The organism is Thiomonas sp. X19 (assembly GCF_900089495.1).
GTDB lineage: Bacteria > Pseudomonadota > Gammaproteobacteria > Burkholderiales > Burkholderiaceae_C > Thiomonas_A.
Genome location: NZ_LT605203.1, coordinates 4,024,233 through 4,042,233 on the forward strand (window position 1 = coordinate 4,024,233; position 18,001 = coordinate 4,042,233).

Annotated in this window: 17 protein-coding genes and 2 pseudogenes; 16 read left to right on the plus strand and 3 right to left on the minus strand. The window is 68.1% G+C overall.

Annotated features, from left to right (window positions below; translation table 11 throughout):
• Window positions 1–13: 13 nt before the first annotated feature.
• From ybiB to cynS, 12 genes and pseudogenes are all read left to right on the plus strand, one after another.
• Window positions 14–1,279, plus strand: coding sequence for a DNA-binding protein YbiB (ybiB, locus tag THIX_RS19585; RefSeq protein ID WP_146748641.1), 1,266 nt, complete (start codon window positions 14–16; stop codon window positions 1,277–1,279).
• A 16-nt stretch (window positions 1,280–1,295) separates the two neighbouring features.
• On the plus strand, window positions 1,296–2,138 hold the full coding sequence (gene cobA / locus THIX_RS19590) for a uroporphyrinogen-III C-methyltransferase (RefSeq protein WP_112487532.1): 843 nt from the start codon (window positions 1,296–1,298) through the stop codon (window positions 2,136–2,138).
• Window positions 2,139–2,155: 17 nt separating this feature from the next.
• Window positions 2,156–3,871, plus strand: a complete 1,716-nt coding sequence (locus tag THIX_RS19595; protein WP_112487533.1) for a sigma 54-interacting transcriptional regulator — start codon at window positions 2,156–2,158, stop codon at window positions 3,869–3,871.
• 160 nt (window positions 3,872–4,031) lie between these two features.
• Window positions 4,032–4,586: an OsmC family protein gene (locus THIX_RS19600; protein WP_112488489.1), complete on the plus strand. Its 555-nt coding sequence runs from the start codon at window positions 4,032–4,034 to the stop codon at window positions 4,584–4,586.
• 76 nt (window positions 4,587–4,662) lie between these two features.
• Complete coding sequence (locus tag THIX_RS19605; RefSeq protein ID WP_112487534.1) at window positions 4,663–5,871, plus strand: acyl-CoA dehydrogenase family protein; 1,209 nt, start codon at window positions 4,663–4,665, stop codon at window positions 5,869–5,871.
• A 177-nt stretch (window positions 5,872–6,048) separates the two neighbouring features.
• Window positions 6,049–6,132: pseudogene (locus tag THIX_RS24995) on the plus strand (rhodanese-like domain-containing protein); the annotation flags it as partial.
• A gap of 316 nt (window positions 6,133–6,448) precedes the next feature.
• Window positions 6,449–6,859, plus strand: coding sequence for a rhodanese-like domain-containing protein (locus THIX_RS25000; protein ID WP_371413020.1), 411 nt, complete (start codon window positions 6,449–6,451; stop codon window positions 6,857–6,859).
• 73 nt (window positions 6,860–6,932) lie between these two features.
• Window positions 6,933–7,151: a rubredoxin gene (locus THIX_RS19615; RefSeq protein WP_112487535.1), complete on the plus strand. Its 219-nt coding sequence runs from the start codon at window positions 6,933–6,935 to the stop codon at window positions 7,149–7,151.
• A 112-nt stretch (window positions 7,152–7,263) separates the two neighbouring features.
• Window positions 7,264–8,652, plus strand: a complete 1,389-nt coding sequence (locus THIX_RS19620; protein WP_112487536.1) for a CmpA/NrtA family ABC transporter substrate-binding protein — start codon at window positions 7,264–7,266, stop codon at window positions 8,650–8,652.
• 10 nt (window positions 8,653–8,662) lie between these two features.
• Window positions 8,663–9,511: a nitrate ABC transporter permease gene (ntrB, locus tag THIX_RS19625; protein WP_112487537.1), complete on the plus strand. Its 849-nt coding sequence runs from the start codon at window positions 8,663–8,665 to the stop codon at window positions 9,509–9,511.
• A gap of 4 nt (window positions 9,512–9,515) precedes the next feature.
• A complete protein-coding gene (locus tag THIX_RS19630) occupies window positions 9,516–10,475 on the plus strand; it encodes an ABC transporter ATP-binding protein (RefSeq protein ID WP_112487538.1) in 960 nt (319 codons plus the stop codon).
• A gap of 60 nt (window positions 10,476–10,535) precedes the next feature.
• Window positions 10,536–10,979, plus strand: coding sequence for a cyanase (cynS, locus tag THIX_RS19635; protein WP_112487539.1), 444 nt, complete (start codon window positions 10,536–10,538; stop codon window positions 10,977–10,979).
• A gap of 204 nt (window positions 10,980–11,183) precedes the next feature.
• On the opposite strand, the pseudogene THIX_RS19640 reads toward cynS, so the two are convergent.
• Window positions 11,184–11,878: pseudogene (locus tag THIX_RS19640) on the minus strand (SDR family oxidoreductase); the annotation flags it as partial.
• Here THIX_RS19640 and THIX_RS19645 point away from each other — a divergent pair.
• The 4 genes from THIX_RS19645 (at window position 11,772) to THIX_RS19660 (ending at window position 15,874) form a co-directional block, all read left to right on the plus strand.
• Entirely contained in the window at window positions 11,772–12,560 is a 789-nt protein-coding gene (locus THIX_RS19645; protein ID WP_112488490.1) for an SDR family oxidoreductase, read from the plus strand. The pseudogene THIX_RS19640 and the gene THIX_RS19645 overlap by 107 nt on opposite strands.
• A gap of 2 nt (window positions 12,561–12,562) precedes the next feature.
• Window positions 12,563–12,988, plus strand: a complete 426-nt coding sequence (arfB, locus tag THIX_RS19650) for an alternative ribosome rescue aminoacyl-tRNA hydrolase ArfB (protein ID WP_112487540.1) — start codon at window positions 12,563–12,565, stop codon at window positions 12,986–12,988.
• A 481-nt stretch (window positions 12,989–13,469) separates the two neighbouring features.
• Entirely contained in the window at window positions 13,470–14,033 is a 564-nt protein-coding gene (gene ahpC, locus THIX_RS19655) for an alkyl hydroperoxide reductase subunit C (protein WP_112488491.1), read from the plus strand.
• Window positions 14,034–14,206: 173 nt separating this feature from the next.
• Window positions 14,207–15,874: an alkyl hydroperoxide reductase subunit F gene (locus tag THIX_RS19660; protein ID WP_112487541.1), complete on the plus strand. Its 1,668-nt coding sequence runs from the start codon at window positions 14,207–14,209 to the stop codon at window positions 15,872–15,874.
• 176 nt (window positions 15,875–16,050) lie between these two features.
• Here the strand turns inward: THIX_RS19660 and THIX_RS19665 are convergent, their stop codons facing one another.
• Both THIX_RS19665 and THIX_RS19670 read right to left on the minus strand, forming a co-directional pair.
• Complete coding sequence (locus tag THIX_RS19665) at window positions 16,051–16,794, minus strand: peptidase (protein WP_112487542.1); 744 nt, start codon at window positions 16,792–16,794, stop codon at window positions 16,051–16,053.
• An 87-nt stretch (window positions 16,795–16,881) separates the two neighbouring features.
• Window positions 16,882–17,844: an alpha-E domain-containing protein gene (locus tag THIX_RS19670; protein WP_112487543.1), complete on the minus strand. Its 963-nt coding sequence runs from the start codon at window positions 17,842–17,844 to the stop codon at window positions 16,882–16,884.
• Between the last annotated feature and the right edge of the window lie 157 nt (window positions 17,845–18,001).

The following is an 18,001-nucleotide window of genomic DNA, read 5'->3' on the forward strand; positions in this document are numbered from 1 at the left end:
GAAGGAGTGCACCATGCCCAGCCTCGCAAGCCCCCCCTCCATGCCGTCTCCGCTGGCCGAGGGAAGTGCTCAAGCCCCCTCCCCACCCGTGGGGAGGGTTGGGGAGGGGGGCGTTGCGCCGCGACGCTCGCCGCCGGAGTCCAACGCCGAGGCGCCGCCCGAAGATTTCGCCGCTTGCGGCGAAGGCCACTTCAACCCCGAAGTCGTGCCTATGCTGCGCACCATCGGCCGTGGCGCGCATAGCAGCCGTGGCTTGAGCATGGAGCAGGCGCGGACTCTGATGGGCTGGTTGTTGCGGCGTGAACTGTCGGACGCGCAAATGGGCGGCGTGCTGCTGGCGCTGCGCATGAAGGGCGAGAGCGCCGAGGAACTCGAAGGCTTCACCCGCGCCGTGCGCGCCTCGCTGCCGGCCATCACACCGGGACGGCCCGTGGTGGTTCTGCCCAGCGTGAACGGCGCGCGGCGCCTGCCCAACCAGGTGCCGCTGCTGGCCCTGTTGCTGCGCCAGCGCGGCATTCCGGTGCTGGTGCTGGGCACCGAGCAGAACGATGGCCGGCTGCATACGGCGCGCACCTGGGCCGCGCTCGGCCTGCATCTCGCCGGGAGCAGCATGCAGGCGCAAGCGTTGCTGGACGCGGGCGAAGCGGTCTATCTCGACCTCGGCCGCATCAGCCCGCAACTGGCCGCGCTGCTGCAATGGCGCAGCGTGCTGGGCGTGCGCAACGCTGGCCACAGCGTGGTGAAGTTGCTGGCCCCCGTCGCCAGCCCCAGCCTGCTGCTGGCCAGCTACACCCACCCGGAATACGCGGTGCTGATGCGCGACGTGCTGCAGCGCCTGGGCCAGCCCGCGCTGCTGATGCGCGGCTGCGAAGGCGAGGCCGTGGCCCACCCGAGCCGCGCGGGCGAGCTGCTGCACATCGACGCCGCCGGCGGCCTGCACACGGAACTGGCCACGGAGGCGCCGCAAGCCGAAGTCGCCCTGCCGCCCTGCGGCACCGACCTGGCCGCCACCCTGGGCTGGATTGCCGATGTGCGCGCCGGCCGCAAGCCCGTGCCGATGCCCCTGGCACGCCAGGCCGACAGCATTGCCGCAGCTTTGCGCGCGGCACAGACTGGCGGCTCGGGCGGCGAGAGCGGCGATGGGCCAGAAGCCCACCCCGCGCCCATACTCGGCATCAGCAGCACGCTTGCCGGCGCCGGGGAATCGCCGCCCACCGCCGCTCGAACCGAAGCCGGTCACGTCAGTTTTTTCGCTGCCGAATCCCTCCTGCATGCCTGATTCCCGGAGCCCTGCCATGCCCCATGCACCAGCTGCCGCATCAACCCGTCCATCGACCCGCACGGCACCCGCCGTCCACCTCGTCGGCGCTGGCCCTGGCGACCCGGAGCTGCTCACCCTCAAGGCGGTGCGCGTGCTGCAGCAAGCCAGCGTCGCGCTGGTGGACGATCTGGTCGACGAAGGCTGTCTGCAGCATCTGCCACCCTCCTGCCGCGTCGTGCATGTGGGCAAGCGTGGCGGCTGCGCCAGCACGCCGCAAGCCTTCATCGAGCGCCTGATGGTGGCCGAAGCGCTGCGCGGCGAGCGCGTGGTGCGCCTCAAGGGCGGCGACCCGCTGCTGTTCGGCCGCGCCGGCGAAGAAATCGCCGCGCTGCGCGCCGCCGGCATTGCGGTCGAGGTGGTGCCCGGCATCACCGCCGGCGTTGCCGCGGCGGCGGCGTCTGCGGTCTCGCTCACCCACCGCGACCACGCCCGCGGCGTGGCCTTCGTCACCGGCCACGCCGCGGCCGGCAACGGCGTGGACTGGGCCGCACTGGCGCGCAGCGGACTGACCCTGGTGGTCTATATGGGTGTGTCCACCGCCGCCGCCATCCAGCAGGCTTTGCTCGACGGCGGCCTGCCGGCGTCAACCCCGGCACTGCTGGTGCAGTCCGCCAGCGCCCTGGACGAGCGTCGTCTGCGCACCCGCCTGAGCTGGCTGGCCGAGAGCCTCGCCGCCAGCGGCCTGGCCAGCCCCTGCGTGATGATCATCGGCGAGGTCACCGAGGCGAAGATGCAGACGCAGATGCAGGCCGATGCTCCGTCCTGGGCCCGGCCCGGCTTGCAGCCCGGGCTTCGCCCCGCAAGCCAGGCAGCCTGATCCGAGCACAAACCCCGATGAATGCGGCTGCGACAGCAGGACCCGATCTCACGCCCGAGCCGCCTGCGGAGGCGCCGGCCGCAGCCTTCCTGCGCCTGGGACTGGAGCGGCTGGACTCGGCCGAGAAGCTGCTGTTCCGCGAAGTCACGCGGCGCCTGGGCAACAGCCTGGAGCCGATGCCGGTGCTGCGCGAAATGCTGCACCTCATGTCCGAGCTGCTGGGCCTGAACCGCGGCCGCGTGCTGCTGCCGCAAACCGACGGCACGCTGGCCATCGCCTGCGCCTACGGGCTGCGCGCGGAGGAGATGGCGCGCGGGCGCTACGCCCCGGGCGAGGGCATCAGCGGCCGGGTGATGTTGCGTGGCAAGGCGGCCATCGTGCAGGACATCGACACCGAGCCGCTGTACCTGGCGCGCGCCGTGCCGCGCGAGCGCCTGCCGCAGGAAACCGTGTCCTACATCGCCCTGCCCATTCCCGGCGATGGCCGGCCCGCAGGCGTGCTGGCGGTGCACCGGCTGCGCCGGCGCCGGCGCTCGCTGGCGGAAGACCTGGCGGTGCTCGATTCCATCGCCACCCTCATCGGCCAGGTGCTGCGCCTGAACCGGCTGGTGGGCGAACGCACCGCGCGCCTGGAAGCCGAGAACACCGAACTCAAGCTGGCGCTGGAGAGCCGCGCGACGAGCGTGGCGGCCTACGGCATCGTCGGCCACGCGCCCAGCCTGCTGCGCGCGGTGCGCAAGCTGGAGCAGGCCGCCGCCACCGACGCCACGGTGCTGCTGCTGGGGGAGTCGGGCACGGGCAAGGAGTTGTTCGCCCGCGCCATTCACCAGCAGAGCGCGCGCCGCGACGGCCCCTTCGTGCGGGTGAACTGCGCCGCCATTCCCGACACCCTGTTCGAGGCCGAGCTGTTCGGCCACGAGAAAGGCGCCTACACCGGCGCGACCAGCGCCCGCGCCGGACGCTTCGAGCAGGCGCACCGCGGCACGCTGTTGCTCGACGAGATTGGCGACCTGCCGCTGGCGATGCAGGTCAAGCTGCTGCGCGTGTTGCAGGAACGGGTGATCGAGCGCCTGGGCGGGCAGCGTGAGATTGCGGTGGACGTGCGCATCGTCGCCGCCACGCACCAGGACCTGCAGGGGCTGATGGCCGCGCGGCGCTTTCGCGAAGACCTGTACTACCGGCTGAACGTGGTGCCCATCCAGCTGCCGGCGCTGCGCGAGCGGCCCGACGACATGCGCCACCTGATTCGGCATTTCCTGTTCCAGCTCAACGAGCGCCACCAGCGCAGCGTGCGGCTGGCGCCGGCGGGCATGAACAGCCTGGCGGCCTACCCCTGGCCGGGCAATATCCGCCAGCTCTACAACGTGCTGGAGCGCATCGTCGTGCTGTGCGAGGCGGACCTCGCGGACGAGGCGCTGGTCGATGCCGCCCTCATCAGCGAGGTGCAGGGCCAGGTGCTGGAGCCAACGCCAGCCCGCGCTGCGCGGCAGGCAGCCGACATGCCGCAAACCTGGGCCGCCGCCACTGCCAACCCCAACGCGAACCACGACCCCGCCTCCGGCATCCGCCCCTACCGCGCGGTGATGGAAAGCGAGCGCGAAACCATCTTTGATGCCATCCGGCGCACGGGCGGCAACAAGTCGCAGGCGGCACGGCTGCTGGGGCTGACCCTGCGCCAGCTCAACTACCGCCTGGCCCGCTTCGCGAACACCGGCGCCTCGACAAAGCGTTAACACAATGTTGACAAAGGGGAACCCAAGCCTTTGTCGCTGAATGCGTAAACCCATGAATTAAAAGCGGTTCTCTCCTGGCACAGATCGTGCTCATGTGATGTGTGTCGCAAACGGCACCCGCATCACGCAAGCCCACAAACACGCACCAGGAGAACGCTTCATGAGCCAGACCGCCACGCAGAAAGTCGCCTGCCTCTATCCCGAACTGCTGCGCCCCATCGACAAGGATGGCCTGGACCAACTGGCCACCAAGGGCAAGGCCAACCCCAAGAACATCGTCACCCTCAAGGCGAAGACGGTGTGCGAGGGCCAGTTCCGCAACCTCACCTACATCCGCGATCTGCCGGCCTACGTTATCGACGAGCCGCCGCACCTGCTGGGCGAAGACACCGCGCCCAATCCGTCCGAGGCCACGCTGGCCGCGCTCGGCGCCTGCCTGTCGGTGGGCGTGCACGCCAATGCCACGGCGCGCGGCGTGGCGCTGTCCAAGCTGGAGCTGGAGATCGAGGGCGACATCAACGTCACCGCGGTGTGGGGCGTGGGCGACCTGGACCCGGCCAAGAAACTGGGCTTCACCGACATTCGCGTGAAGATCACCGCCGAGGGCGATGCGCCGCGCGAGATGCTCGACGCCATCATCGCCAGCGCGGACCACTGGTCGCCGGTGGCCAACACCCTGCGCAACCCGGTGAACGTGGCCGTGACGGCGGCCTGACGTCGCCACCCGACATCAACACTCCTTCCCACGCGACGCCGCAGCGCTCGAGCCTCGCCTCCAGGAGATCTTGCCCATGCCCACCCTGACCCTGGCACGCCCTCCGGCTGCCGCCGCCGTGCCGCTGGCGCCCCCGCCCGGGCAAGCGCCGGAGCCCCAGCTGGATGAGGGGCTGGCCCCCTTGCGGCAGCTCGTGACCCAGGTGCTGGGGCCGCAGGTCCTGGCCATCGATCTGGACGCCGTCTACCCGGAAGCCTTTCTGCACGCCCTGGGCGCGGCGGGCGGCTTCCGCGGCGCCGTGCCTCCGGAGTTCGGCGGCAGCGGCTTGGGGCTGCCGCATGTGATCGAGGTCATGGCCCTGGTGTCGCAAACCTGCCTGTCCACCGGCTTTCTGACGTGGTGCCAAACCGCCTGCGCCCGCTACATCGCCATGAGCGACAACACCGAGCTCAAGCGCACGCTGCTGCCGCGCATCGCCAGCGGCGAGCTGCTGGCGGGCACGGGCTTGTCGAACACCGTGAAGTCGTGCGACGCGGTGGAGGAATTCCGCCTCTCGGCCAGGCGCATCGACGGTGGCTATCTGGTCAACGGCGTGCTGCCCTGGGTGTCCAACCTCGGGCCGGACCATGTGTTCACCACCGGCTGCCCGGTGGAGGGCGCCGGCCCCGGCGACGACGGCCTGGCCTTCCTGCTGGTGGACTGCAACGCGCCCGGTTTCAAGCTGGTGGATTGCGCGCACTTCATGGCCGTCGACGGCACGCGCACCCTGGCCTGCCACTTCAAGAACACCTTCGTGCCCGACGCCATGGTGCTGTCGCATCCGGGTCAGTCCAAGGCCTATGTGCGGCGCATCAAGCCGGGCATGATCCTCGGCCAGATGGGCATGTGCCTGGGCCTGGCGCAAGCCTGCGTGGACTTGGTGCACCAGTCCAACCGCACCCACGCCCATGTCAACCGCCACCTCGACGACCAGGAGGACGAACTCGCCGCCGAGTTCGCCGTCCTGCGCGAAAGAACCGCCGCCGCAGCGCGCACGCTGCAAGCCAACCCGCTGGCCGACATCGTGCTCGACATCCTGAAGCTGCGGCTGGCCGGTGGCGAACTGGCGTTGCGCGCGGCGCAAAGCGCGCTGCTGCACCTGGGCGCCAAGGGATATCTGCAGAAAAGTCCGGCCCAGCGCCGGGTGCGCGAGGCGTATTTCGTCGCCATCGTCACGCCCGCGACCAAGCATCTGCGGCGCGAAATTGCCCGGCTGGAATCCGGCCAGGCTGTGTGTGCGGCTTGACGTCGCGCCAGCCGCTGCGTCCCGCAAGTCATCGCACCCCACCCACGGCATGCCCGCACCCATCCCCCAGCCGCAGGCCCGTTTCCTCCTGCCGCGAAGTCAACCCAGAAGTCCATCATGAACGCGCGCATTCTGATTTCCCCCGCCGATCTGGCCGCAGCGATGAAGACCGGGCCCATGGTCATCATCGACACCCGTGACCCCGAGGCCTACGCCAAGGGCCATCTGCCGGGCGCGGTGAACCTGCGTGACATCCTCACCCACCTGGCCATCTCCACGCCGCAAGGCCGCCAGGAACTGCAGCAACGCTTCGCCGACGAATTCGGCGCCGCCGGGCTCTCGGGGGCGGAGACAGCCGTGTTGTGCGGGGAGTTCGACGAACAGCGGCTTCGGCCAGTCCTGCCGCGGCTATTTCCTGCTCACCGACCTCGGCTGCCCCAAGGTGAAGGTGCTGCATGGCGGTTATGCGGCATGGGCCGCAGCGGGCATGCCGGTGAGCCTGGACGCCCCCACGCCCAAGGCGGCGACCTTCCCGCTGAAGGCCAGCGCGGCCGCGGTGATGATCGACAGACACCAGATGCTGGCCGCGCTCGACGACCCCTCCATCGTCATTCTCGACGTGCGCGATGTCGACGAGTGGGTCGGCACCAGTTCCTCACCCTATGGCCAGGACTACTGCCCGCGCAAGGGCCGCATTCCCGGTGCGCGCTGGCTGGAGCGGTACCGCATGACGAAGCCCATGCCGCAGGGCCAGATGTTCAAGGAGCCGGAGGAAATTCTGGCCGAATGCGCCACGGTGGGCATCGCGCCGCAGTCCACCGTCCACCTCGACTGCTTCAAGGGCGCGCGCGCCTCCAACACCGACCTGGCGCTGCAGCCGGCGGGAGTGAGGAAGGTGAAGAGGTACTTCGGCTCGTGGAACGAATGGTCGCGCGATCCGTCCCTGCCGATCGAGACCGGCATGCCCGAAATGGCCGCTGCCGCGTGAAACTTGCCGAATCGGCCGGGGCTTGCTTCAGCCCCGCGCCGATCCCGTTCCATCACCCCTGCATCTGCCGACCATGAATCTCGAACGGACTCCCACCGTGGCCGAGGCCGCATCGCCCCACACCGCCGAGCAGCAATGGGTCTGCATGGTCTGCGGCCTGGTCTACGACCCGGCCGAGGGGCTGCCCGAGGACGGCATTCCACCCGGCACGCGTTTCGAGGACATTGCCGACGACTGGTACTGCCCCGACTGCGGCGTGACCAAGGCGGATTTCGAGCCGCTGGTGTTTTGAATGGCTGCAAGCCACCAAGCCTGCACGCCTTGGCACGCAACTTGCAACACAACGTAACGTCAGCATCACGGCCCGACATGCACCCATCCACATTGACTCCAAAGACCCAGCCATGAGCGTTCACGACGACCCTTTCAACCCCTATGTCCGTCTCGGTGGTTGCTGCTGCGGCCGCCATGCCCCGCAAGCCGCGCACGACGCCGATGCCGATGCTGATGCTGATGGCCAGATCGATGCCACCGATGTGCGGCAGTTGAGCCGCCGCGCCATCGAAACCGCGGTGATGCGCGCCATGTTTCCGAATGACGGCGAGCGCCGCCGCTTCCTGCGCGCGGTGGGCCGCAACACGGCGCTGGCCGCGCTGTCGCAGTTGGTGCCCTTCGGCGCGCTGGAAGCCATGGCGCAGGAGACCAACGGGGCGCTGGAGAAGAAGGACCTGAAGGTCGGCTTCATCCCCATCACCTGCGCCACGCCGCTGATCATGGCCGACCCGCTGGGCTTCTACGCCAAGGAAGGCTTGAACGTGCAGCTGATGAAAACGGCCGGCTGGGCCTTGATTCGCGACAAGGTCATCAATGGCGAATACGACGCCAGCCACATGCTGGCGCCCATGCCCATCGTCATCTCCATGGGGGTTGGCTCGAACGCCATGCCGCTGAACGTGATGACCATCCAGAACATCAATGGTCAAGCCATCGTGCTGGCGCTCAAACACAAGACCAACCGCGACCCGAAGAACTGGCAGGGCTTCAAGTTCGCCATCCCCTTCGACTACTCCATCCACAACATGCTGCTGCGCTACTACCTGGCGCAGGCCGGCCTGGACCCGGACCGCGACGTGCAGCTGCGGGTCGTGCCGCCGCCCGACATGGTGGCCAATCTGCGCGCCGGGAACATCGACGGCTTCCTCGGCCCCGACCCGATCAACCAGCGCGCGGTGTACGACGAGGTCGGCTTCATCCACCTGCTCTCGATGGAGATTTGGAACGGCCATCCCTGCTGCTCGTTCAGCGTGCCGACCAGGTTCATCCAGCACAACCCCAACACCTTCGCCGCCTTGTACCGCGCGATCCTCAAAGCCAGCGCCATGGCACACGAGCACAAGAACCGCCCGCTGATCGCCAAGGCCATCGCCCCCGCCAAATACCTGAACCAGCCCGAGATCGTGGTGCAGCAGGCGCTCACCGGCACCTTCGCCGATGGACTCGGGAATGTGCGCACGGTGCCCGACCGTGTGGATTTCCAGCCTTTCCCCTGGTACTCCATGGCGATGTGGATCCTGACGCAGATGCAGCGCTGGGGCTATGTGAAGGGGGCGGTGAATTACAAGGGCATCGCCGAACAGGTCTACCTGCTGACCGATGCGCGCAAGCACATGCAGCAGCTCGGCATGAACCCGCCCGCCACCGACATGCGCAGCTATGTGGTCATGGGCAAGACCTTCGACCCCGCCAAGGCCGCCGCTTATGTGAACAGCTTCCCCATCCGGCACACGGCCTAGGAGCGCAGCCATGAGCGCCACCCCGCACATCGGCTTGAAGGCGGCCTTGCTCAGCCTGCTGCTGTTCGCCGCCTTGCTGGGCGTCTGGCAACTCGCCACGCTGCCCAAGGCATCGAACCTGCCAGCAGGGGTGAGCGCCGAATACGCCGCGCTGATGGGCCAGGGCGCGGTGAAGTCCGGCGGCTTCCCGACGCCGGCGCAAGTGGGCGCCACGTTCGTGAAGGAACTGCGCGACCCGTTCTACGACCACGGCCCGAACGACAAGGGCATCGGCCTGCAACTGGCGTATTCGCTGGCGCGGGTGGCGGCGGGCTTCGGCCTGGCGGTGCTGGTGGCGCTGCCGCTGGGCTTCGTCATCGGCATGGTGCCGCTGCTGCGGCGGGCGCTCGACCCCTTCATCCAGGTGCTCAAACCCATCTCGCCGCTGGCGTGGATGCCCATCGCCCTCTACACCCTGAAGAACGCCAATGTCTCGGGTGTGTTCGTCATTTTCATCTGCTCCATCTGGCCCATGCTGGTGAACACCGCCTTCGGCGTGGCATCGGTGCGGCGCGACTGGCTGAACGTGGCGCGCACGCTGGAGGTCGGCGGCATGCGGCGCGCGTTCCAGGTGGTGCTGCCGGCAGCGGCGCCCACCACCCTCACCGGCATGCGCATTTCCATGGGCATCGCCTGGCTGGTGATCGTGGCGGCCGAAATGCTGGTGGGCGGAACCGGCATCGGCTATTTCGTGTGGAACGAGTGGAACAACCTCGCCCTGTCCAGCGTGGTGTTCGCCATCGTCCTCATCGGCCTGGTGGACATGCTGCTGGACCTGCTGTTCGCGCGCCTGCAGCGCCTCGTGACCTACGCGGAGTGATGCCATGACCCCAGCCTTCCTGCGCGTCGAAGCCCTGGCGAAACAGTACCCCGATGCCCGCGGCAAGCCCGGCCCCGCGGTGTTCGACGGCGTGCACTTCGACATGGCGCGCGGCGAATTCGTCGCCATCATCGGCCATTCCGGCTGCGGCAAGACCACCATCCTCAACGTGCTCGCCGGGCTGGAACAAGCCAGCCGCGGCGCGGTGTTCATGGATGGCCGCGAGGTGAACGGCCCCTCGCTCGACCGCGGCGTGGTGTTCCAGGGCCACGCCCTCATGCCCTGGCGCACGGTGCTGGGCAATGTGGCGTTCGCCGTGGCTTCACGCTGGCCGCAGTGGAGCCGCGAGCAGGTGCGGCAGCACAGCCTGAAGTTTCTCGACATGGTGGGCCTGGCCGCAGCCGCCGAGAAGAAGCCGCATCAACTCTCGGGCGGCATGAAGCAGCGCGTGGGCATCGCCCGCGCCTTCGCCATCAGCCCCAAGATGCTGCTGCTCGACGAGCCCTTCGGCGCGCTGGACGCACTCACGCGCGGCACCATCCAGGACGAACTGCTGGCCATCGTGCGCGCCACGCAGCAAACCGTGTTCATGATCACGCACGACGTGGACGAAGCCATCCTGCTGGCCGACCGCATCCTGCTCATGAGCAACGGCCCGCATGCCAAGATCGCCGAGATGGTGGCCATCACCATGCCGCGCAGCCGCAGCCGCGAAACCCTGCACCACGACCCGCAGTACTACCGCATCCGCAACCATCTGGTGGACTTCCTCATGCACCGCGCCAAGACGCCGCCGCGATCGCTGCCGGGCTATGACCCGCGCCAGGTGCCGCTGCTCAGCCCGGGACTTGGCGCGATCTCGGAACCGGACGCCGATGCCGCCCCGCTCGCCGACCACTCCATGCCCGCCGCCGCGCTGCATCTGGTGTCGCCAGTGCCCGCCTCGAAGGCGCGCGTGGCATGAGCCTTGCATCCTTACCACACCTTACGATCACCCATCCAAGCAACCCATTCAGGAGAAGCCATGACCCGCAATGACGTGACCGAAGCCATCATCGCCGCCAAAATCGCCAAGGGCCTGAACTGGGCCGACGTGGCGCAGGCCGTGGGCCGGAGCAAGGAATGGGTCACGGCCGGCTGCCTCGGCCAGATGACCTTCAACTCCGAGCAGGCCGCCGTCATCGGCCGGCTGTTCGACCTCCCCACGGACGCCGTGAAGCTGCTGCAGGTGGTGCCGTACAAGGGCTCGCTGCCCACCACCGTGCCCACCGACCCGCTGATCTACCGCTTCTACGAACTCGTCAGCGTCTACGGCACCACGTTCAAGGAACTGATCCACGAGGAGTTCGGCGACGGCATCATGAGCGCCATCGATTTCAAGATGGACCTGACCCGCGAGCCCGACCCCAAGGGCGACCGTGTGCACATCAGCATGAGCGGCAAGTTCCTGCCCTACAAGATGTATTGAGCGCCCCCAGGGTCGGCTCGCCGGCCCGCCCCCCGTGGGGGTCAAGGAAACTTGGGGCGGCCCTGCGTTCCCTTGAGAGCGCCCCACGCGCACCGCCGGGCCGCCGGGCCACGGCTGGCGCTGCTTCACCAGGGGCCGGATGGTGGTGAAACCGCCGTCCACGGCAATGACCTGGCCGGTGATGCGCGAGACCGCGGCCGGCAGCAGCCAGGCCATGGTCTGCGCCGCGTCCTCGGCGCTTTGCACGCCGCCGAGCGGGTATTGCCTGCCCGCGCCTTCGCGCATCGCCGGCACCTTGAGCATGCCGGCGGTCAGCGGCGTGTCGGTCATGCCCGGGGCCACGGCGTTGCCGCGCGGCGCACCAGGGCCTCGATGCCGGCCTTCGCTGCTGCGATGGCTTCGTGGTTGGCCGCGCCGATCTGCGCCACCATGGAACTCACCAGCACGGCCGCACCGCACGCCGCGCGGCGCGACTCGATCCAGGCGCCGAGCATGGAGAGCGCGCTCTCCAGATTGACGCGCAGCAACTCGCGCGTTCGCGCCGTGCTGCTGCGGTGCAGTGGCGCGATCAATTTCTCCGGCGCCGTCCCGGGGGCACGCAGCGCAATGCCTGAGCTTCTGCTGCGGTGATGGCCGGGCGCTGCCGGGGTTGACTCGGCCCTCGTCGCTGTGCTGGCCAAGCCGGCTTTGGCGCGGGCATGAGCGCTCTGGGTGGGAGGGCAGGGCATGGCGGCAGCGGCGATGCCGAAGGCGGGGCAAAATCGGCTTGTCGAGCACAACAAGGAGACAACGATGGATCTGGGCTTGCAAGGCAAGATTGTCCTGGTGACCGGTGACAGCAAGGGCATCGGCCTGGCGTGCGCGCAGCGCTTTGCCGCCGAGGGCGCACGCGTGGCCATCGCCGCGCGCGACGCCGCGCATCTGATGCAGGCCGCCGCCGCGCTGCAGGCCGAAGGCGTGCCGGTGCTCACGGTGGCGGTGGATCTGTGCGACGCCGCGCAGGCTGCACGCATGGTGCGGGAGGTGGAGGCCGGACTCGGCCCCATCGACGTGCTGGTGAATTCGGCTGGTGCGGCCAAGTGCACGCCGCCGGCGGAACTCACGGCGGCGCACTGGCATGCGGCGATGGACGCGAAATACTTCACCACCATCCACGCCATCGATGCGGCGCTGCCGGGCATGGCGCGGCGCGGTGGCGGCGTCATCGTCAACGTCGTCGGCATGGGCGGCAAGCTCGCCACCCCGGTGCACCTGGCCGGCGGCGCCGCGAACGCCGCGCTGATGCTGGCCAGCGCCGGCCTGGCGCATGCCTTCGCCGCGCAGGGCGTGCGGGTGAACGCGGTCAACCCCGGCATCACCGCCACCGGGCGCATGCAGGAAGGCCTGGAGGCCGAGGCGCGGCTGACCGGCAGGCCGGTGGCCGAGTTGCTGGCGCAGCGCGAGCGCGCCTTGCCGCTGGGGCGCATTTGCACGCCGCAGGAGGTTGCCGACGTGGTGGTGTTCCTGGCCTCGGCGCGCGCCGGCTATGTCAGCGGCGCGGTGCTGTCGCTCGACGGCGCCGCCACGCCCACGGTGGTGTGAACATGGGCGAAGCCGTGGCCCTCGTCGCGCTGCGCGAGGAGGAGATGGAGTTCAGCGCCATCCGCGCCCAGGGGGCCGGCGGCCAGAACGTGAACAAGGTGTCGAACGCGGTGCATCTGCGGTTTTCGATTCCCGACTCCTCGCTGCCCGAGGCCGTCAAGCTGCGGCTGCTGGCGCTGAACGACCAGCGCATCACCGCCGACGGCGTGGTGGTGATCAAGGCCCAGACCAGTCGCAGCCTGGAGCAGAACCGCGCCGAGGCCATCGCCCGGCTGCAAGCCCTGGTGGACAGCGTGGCCACCCTGCCCAAGGCGCGCAAACCCACCCGCCCCACACGCAGTTCGCAGCGCAAACGGGTCGACACCAAGGTGGGGCGCGGCGAGGTCAAGCGGCTGCGCGGACGGGTACGTGGAGGCGAATCCGCTTGAAGCCATTGCCAAGGCGGCAGGCGGTATCACCCAGCGCCGAGGACGGGCCATCCGCGCGCTGCACTGCTTCGCAAACCAGACTTCGCCGATGCCTTGACCTACGCTTGACCTTGCAGTGCAGCAAGACCATCGATCAAGCGGAGATGGCTGATTTGCAATCTAAGTGAGCAGGGAATCCGGGCTCTTGAGCGCACCCCAAGCGGCGCGTTCATTGGCGACATTACTTTCCCAAGTTGTTGAAACGATGCGAGATTTTTGACAGCCTCGACGCGCATCGAACCGCTTGTCACGCTCGACATAGCCCATTGCTATGAGGCAAATTGAAATGTTGAATTGGACGGATCAGTCCCCATCCCTTAAATTTTTGCTGCATCGCACACCGAAACGGTTTTTTGCCAAACGGTCCGTGACGAGAACGACGGCGTCAAGCCCCTTCAAGGCTTGAACCCGAGTCCAACAACGAATCCCGATGGAGTTTGCCATGTCCCTGATCAATACCCAAGTCAAGCCTTTCAAAGCCACCGCGTTCCAGAACGGCAAGTTTTTCGAGGTGACGGAAGCCACCCTCAAGGGCAAGTGGTCGGTGGTCGTGTTCTACCCCGCCGACTTCACCTTCGTCTGCCCGACCGAGCTGGAAGACCTGGCCGACAACTACGACACCTTCAAGGCCATGGGCGTCGAAATCTATGGCGCGTCCACCGACACGCATTTCGCCCACAAGGCCTGGCACGACACCTCCGAGGCCATCAAGAAAGTGAAGTACCCGCTGATCGGCGACCCGACCGGCGCGCTGACCCGCAACTTCGATGTGATGATCGAAGAAGAAGGCTTGGCGCTGCGCGGCACCTTCCTGATCAACCCGCAAGGCGTGATCAAGCTGTGCGAAATCCATGACAACGGCATTGGCCGCGACGCCAAGGAACTGCTGCGCAAGGTGCAAGCCGCGCAGTATGTGGCGTCGCACCCGGGTGAAGTCTGCCCGGCCAAGTGGAAAGAGGGCGCGGCCACGCTCAAGCCCTCGCTCGATCTGGTCGGCAAGATCTGATCGGCCGATCGGCCTGCGCCTGCGGGCGGGCGCAGTGCAGGCCTGAGGCTGCTTCAGGCCTGCAGCTTGTTGCTGCGTTCACGCCCTGTCCATCCTCCCGTGTGTCCATTCGACACGCGGGTGGCGGGCGCACACACCGCACACGCCAATCCCCTTCCATCAAGGAGCGCGCCATGCTCGACGATTCCCTGCAATCCCAACTCAAGGCTTATCTGGAGCGCGTGACGCAGCCGTTCGAGTTGGTGGCCTCGCTCGACGACAGCGAGAACTCGGCGCAGATGCGCGCGCTTCTGGAGCAAATCGCCAGCCTGTCCGACAAGATTGCGTTGCGGCTGGATGGCACGGATGCACGGCGGCCTTCGTTCGCGCTGCGTCGCGCGTCTGGCGCTGAACAACATCTGCGCTTCGCCGCGATTCCGCTCGGCCACGAGTTCACCTCGCTGGTGCTGGCGCTGTTGTGGACCGGCGGCCACCCGCCCAAGGTCGAGCCGGAGTTGATCGAACAGATTCGCCATCTCGATGGCGACCATCGCTTCGAGGTCTATATGTCCCTCAGCTGCCACAACTGCCCGGACGTGGTGCAGGCGCTGTCGCTGATGGCGGTGCTCAACCCGCGCGTGCAGACCGTGGTGATCGACGGGACGCTGTATCAGGGCGAGGTGGATGCGCGGCAGATCATGGCGGTGCCGACGGTGTATCTCAACGGCGAGTTGTTCGGTAGCGGGCGCATGGACGTGGAAGAAATCGCCGCCAGGCTCGGCGCCGGCTCCGCGCAGCGCGATGCGGCCAAGCTCGACGCCAAGGAGCCGTTCGACGTGCTCATCGTCGGCGGTGGCCCAGCAGGCGCGGCGGCGGCGGTGTACGCGGCGCGCAAGGGCATTCGCGTGGGCATTGCGGCAGAGCGCTTCGGCGGTCAGGTCAACGACACTCTGGCGATCGAAAACTACATCTCCGTGCTCGAAACCGACGGCCCGACATTCGGCCTGGCGCTGGAAGCGCATGTGCGGCGGTACGGTGTGGAGATCATGAATCTGCAGCGCGCCGCCAAGCTGATTCCCGCGGCACAAGGGCACGCCGGGCCGCCCCAAGTGCCCTTGACCCCCCCGGGGGGCGGGTCGGCTGGCCGACCCTGGGGGCACACCGAGTCGGGCGGCATGATTGGCGTGCAACTGGCCAATGGCGGCCGTTTGCAGGCGCGCAGTGTCATCCTCGCCACCGGCGCGCGCTGGCGCAACGTGAACGTGCCGGGGGAGGCCGAGTACCGCAACAAGGGCGTGGCCTATTGCCCGCATTGCGACGGCCCGCTGTTCAAGGGCAAGCGCGTGAGCGTGATTGGCGGCGGCAACTCCGGCGTGGAAGCGGCCATCGATCTGGCCGGACTGGTGGGGCATGTGACGCTGCTGGAATTCGCCCCCGAGCTGCGCGCCGACGCGGTGCTGGTGAGCAAGCTGCGCAGCCTGCCCAACGTCACCATCCACAGCCATGCGCAGACCACGGAAATCACCGGCGACGGCAGCAAGGTCAACGGCCTGAGCTACACCGACCGTCGCAGCGGCGAGCGCCATCATCTGCAGCTCGAAGGCGTGTTCGTGCAGATCGGCCTGGTGCCCAACACCGAGTGGCTCAAGGGCACGCTGGAGTTGAGCAAGTTCGGTGAAATCGTGGTCGACGCCAAGGGGCAAACCTCGGTTCCTGGCGTGTTCGCCGCAGGCGACGTCACCACGGTGCCGTACAAGCAGATCGTGATCGCCGCAGGCGACGGCGCGAAGGCTGCGCTCAGCGCGTTCGACTACCTGATTCGCACGCCGATCCCCGAGCCTGCCGAGGCCGTGGCCGCATGAGCTCGCGCTGCCGCCCGCATCCATGAGGTCGCGGTTGCCGCAGTTGCTGTAAGCCGTGGCCAGCCACGCGCTTGCCATCGCGGCAGGCGCGGTGAAAACGGCAACCAGCGCCTTCGCGCCAAGACCGCGGCTGCGTCAAGCGCCGCGTCGGACGCGCTGATCGCACCTCCGCTCCGCTACTGCTGCGAATCCGGATACCACTGCGGCGGCGGCAGCTCGGCGAAGACGCGGCGCACGCCAGCGGCCCAGCGCGCGGAGAGTTCGCGCCAGTAGGCGTCCTGCTCGTCGATGTGGAACTTCATGTCGCCGCGCAGATGATTGGCGGGCAGGAGCAGCAGGTCGATGGGCAGGCCGACGCCGACGTTGCTGCGCATGGTCGAGTCGAAACTCACCAGCACGCATTTGGTGGCGTCCAGCAGGCTGATTTCGGGGCGGATGACGCGGTCGAGAATCGGCTTGCCGTACTTGACTTCGCCAATCTGCAGGAACGGTGTCTCGGCCGTGGCCTCGATGGCGTTGCCTTCGGAATACACCAGGAACAGGCGCGGGCGCTCACCGCGAATTTGCCCGCCGAGCAGAAAGGAGGCGTGGGCGTCGATGTCGCTCTTGGCCAGGTAGGGCTCGTCGCGTTCGCGCACCGCGCGCATGGCCTCGCCCAGCAACTGGGCGACGTCGGCCATGCTTTGGGCATTGGTCCAGTTCTGCGCCTCGCCCTGGCGCACGGCGCGGTGCAAATGCTCCACCGCCCCTTGCGTGATGCTGAGGTTGCCGGAAGAGAGCATGGTGATGACGCGCTCGTCGGGCCGCTCCAGCAGGTGCAGCTTGCTGAAGCGGCCGATGTTGTCGACCCCGGCGTTGGTGCGGCTGTCGGAGGCGAAGACGAGGCCGGCGTTGAGCTTGACGGCGCAGCAGTAGGTCATGCTGGGGGAACGCGGAGAAGGGTTGGATGGCACCCGGTGGCGGGCGTGGCGCTGGGTCGCTCATGACGACTGCCCCAGGGTACAGCTTCAGGCGGCGCGGCGCAGCGGCATTTGCGCGACGAAAAAGCGTTCGTCCACCGCAGCCTCGACGGCGCTGATGTCAGCCTGGCGCGCGGCGCCGAACGCGAACATGCCGGCGGCGCCCTCCTCCGGTTCGAGATATGACACGCCGGCCAGGGCTTTGCCGAGTTGGCGCATGACGGGTTCGCACATGTCCACCTGCAGCGCCGCCAGGTTGCTCTGGGCTTCGCTCAGGCAGAAGCTGGCGGAACGCGGGAAGTCGGGCCGGCGCAGCAGCATCTCGGTCACGCCCTGGCGGTTGGGCTCGCCGTGCAGGCGGCGCAGCGGCATGAGGGCCGAGGCGGCCTCCAGCAGGGCGACGCGGTGAAAGCCGGCGTGCGGGCTGTCGGGGCCGTCGCGCACCAGCGAGAACTCGGGATCGGCCTGCGTCGTCCACAGGCGCACGGCACTGTCGGCGCGTTCGAGAAAGTTGCCCAGGCGCAGGAAATGCCAGGCCTCGTTGCGCATCATGTTGGCGATGGTGACGCCGCGAAAGGCGTCGGTGAACGCCATGATTTCGCCGATCACCTGTCCCAGGCCGCCGCTCACCAGATGCTGGGGCTTGAGCGCGCGCAGCTTGCCGAGCATGAGCTGCAGCGGCGCCACCACCTCGGCGGACACCACCGAGCGCTGGTTGCGCGCGGCGTCGCGCGCGAGCTGCACGCAGGTGAGCACGGACGAGGGGTTGTCGCGGTCGATCAGGCAGCGGCTGAGCATGTCCAGCGGACTCAGGTCTTGCAGCGCGACACCGGCCGGAATGCCGCCGGTGGACAGCAATGGCAACGCCCAGACCGAGTGCGCCGCATGGCCGCCATGCGAGGAGGGCAACGCGGCCAGACGGCGGGCCAGATCGAGCATGCGGGCCATGGATTCGGCACGCTCGGCGGAGCGCCCCATCCAGAACAGATCGGAAGCAGTGCGGCACAGCATGGGGGCTCTCCTGAAATCGGTTCAAGCCAATCCAACGTTTCGCCAGGGTTCAGAGGGTGTGAATGAATCCGGCGTGGCCGAGCAGGGCGCCCAAATGGTTCCAATCAAGGCGCCAAGCACAGCCGTGCCTGACGGCACGGCGCGCATTGGCAACGCC

Excerpts from the sequence above, each read along its gene's own strand:
- THIX_RS19660 (WP_112487541.1), top strand. The coding sequence starts at position 14,207 with ATGCTCGACGATTCCCTGCAATCCCAACTCAAGGCTTATCTGGAGCGC.
- THIX_RS19600 (WP_112488489.1), top strand. The coding sequence starts at position 4,032 with ATGAGCCAGACCGCCACGCAGAAAGTCGCCTGCCTCTATCCCGAACTG.
- THIX_RS25000 (WP_371413020.1), top strand. The coding sequence starts at position 6,449 with ATGCTGGCCGCGCTCGACGACCCCTCCATCGTCATTCTCGACGTGCGC.
- THIX_RS19615 (WP_112487535.1), top strand. The coding sequence starts at position 6,933 with ATGAATCTCGAACGGACTCCCACCGTGGCCGAGGCCGCATCGCCCCAC.
- THIX_RS19630 (WP_112487538.1), top strand. The coding sequence starts at position 9,516 with ATGACCCCAGCCTTCCTGCGCGTCGAAGCCCTGGCGAAACAGTACCCC.
- THIX_RS19645 (WP_112488490.1), top strand. The coding sequence starts at position 11,772 with ATGGATCTGGGCTTGCAAGGCAAGATTGTCCTGGTGACCGGTGACAGC.
- arfB (WP_112487540.1), top strand. The coding sequence starts at position 12,563 with ATGGGCGAAGCCGTGGCCCTCGTCGCGCTGCGCGAGGAGGAGATGGAG.
- THIX_RS19665 (WP_112487542.1), bottom strand. The coding sequence starts at position 16,794 with ATGACCTACTGCTGCGCCGTCAAGCTCAACGCCGGCCTCGTCTTCGCC.
- cobA (WP_112487532.1), top strand. The coding sequence starts at position 1,296 with ATGCCCCATGCACCAGCTGCCGCATCAACCCGTCCATCGACCCGCACG.
- THIX_RS19595 (WP_112487533.1), top strand. The coding sequence starts at position 2,156 with ATGAATGCGGCTGCGACAGCAGGACCCGATCTCACGCCCGAGCCGCCT.
- THIX_RS19670 (WP_112487543.1), bottom strand. The coding sequence starts at position 17,844 with ATGCTGTGCCGCACTGCTTCCGATCTGTTCTGGATGGGGCGCTCCGCC.
- THIX_RS19620 (WP_112487536.1), top strand. The coding sequence starts at position 7,264 with ATGAGCGTTCACGACGACCCTTTCAACCCCTATGTCCGTCTCGGTGGT.
- ntrB (WP_112487537.1), top strand. The coding sequence starts at position 8,663 with ATGAGCGCCACCCCGCACATCGGCTTGAAGGCGGCCTTGCTCAGCCTG.
- cynS (WP_112487539.1), top strand. The coding sequence starts at position 10,536 with ATGACCCGCAATGACGTGACCGAAGCCATCATCGCCGCCAAAATCGCC.
- THIX_RS19605 (WP_112487534.1), top strand. The coding sequence starts at position 4,663 with ATGCCCACCCTGACCCTGGCACGCCCTCCGGCTGCCGCCGCCGTGCCG.
- ybiB (WP_146748641.1), top strand. The coding sequence starts at position 14 with ATGCCCAGCCTCGCAAGCCCCCCCTCCATGCCGTCTCCGCTGGCCGAG.
- ahpC (WP_112488491.1), top strand. The coding sequence starts at position 13,470 with ATGTCCCTGATCAATACCCAAGTCAAGCCTTTCAAAGCCACCGCGTTC.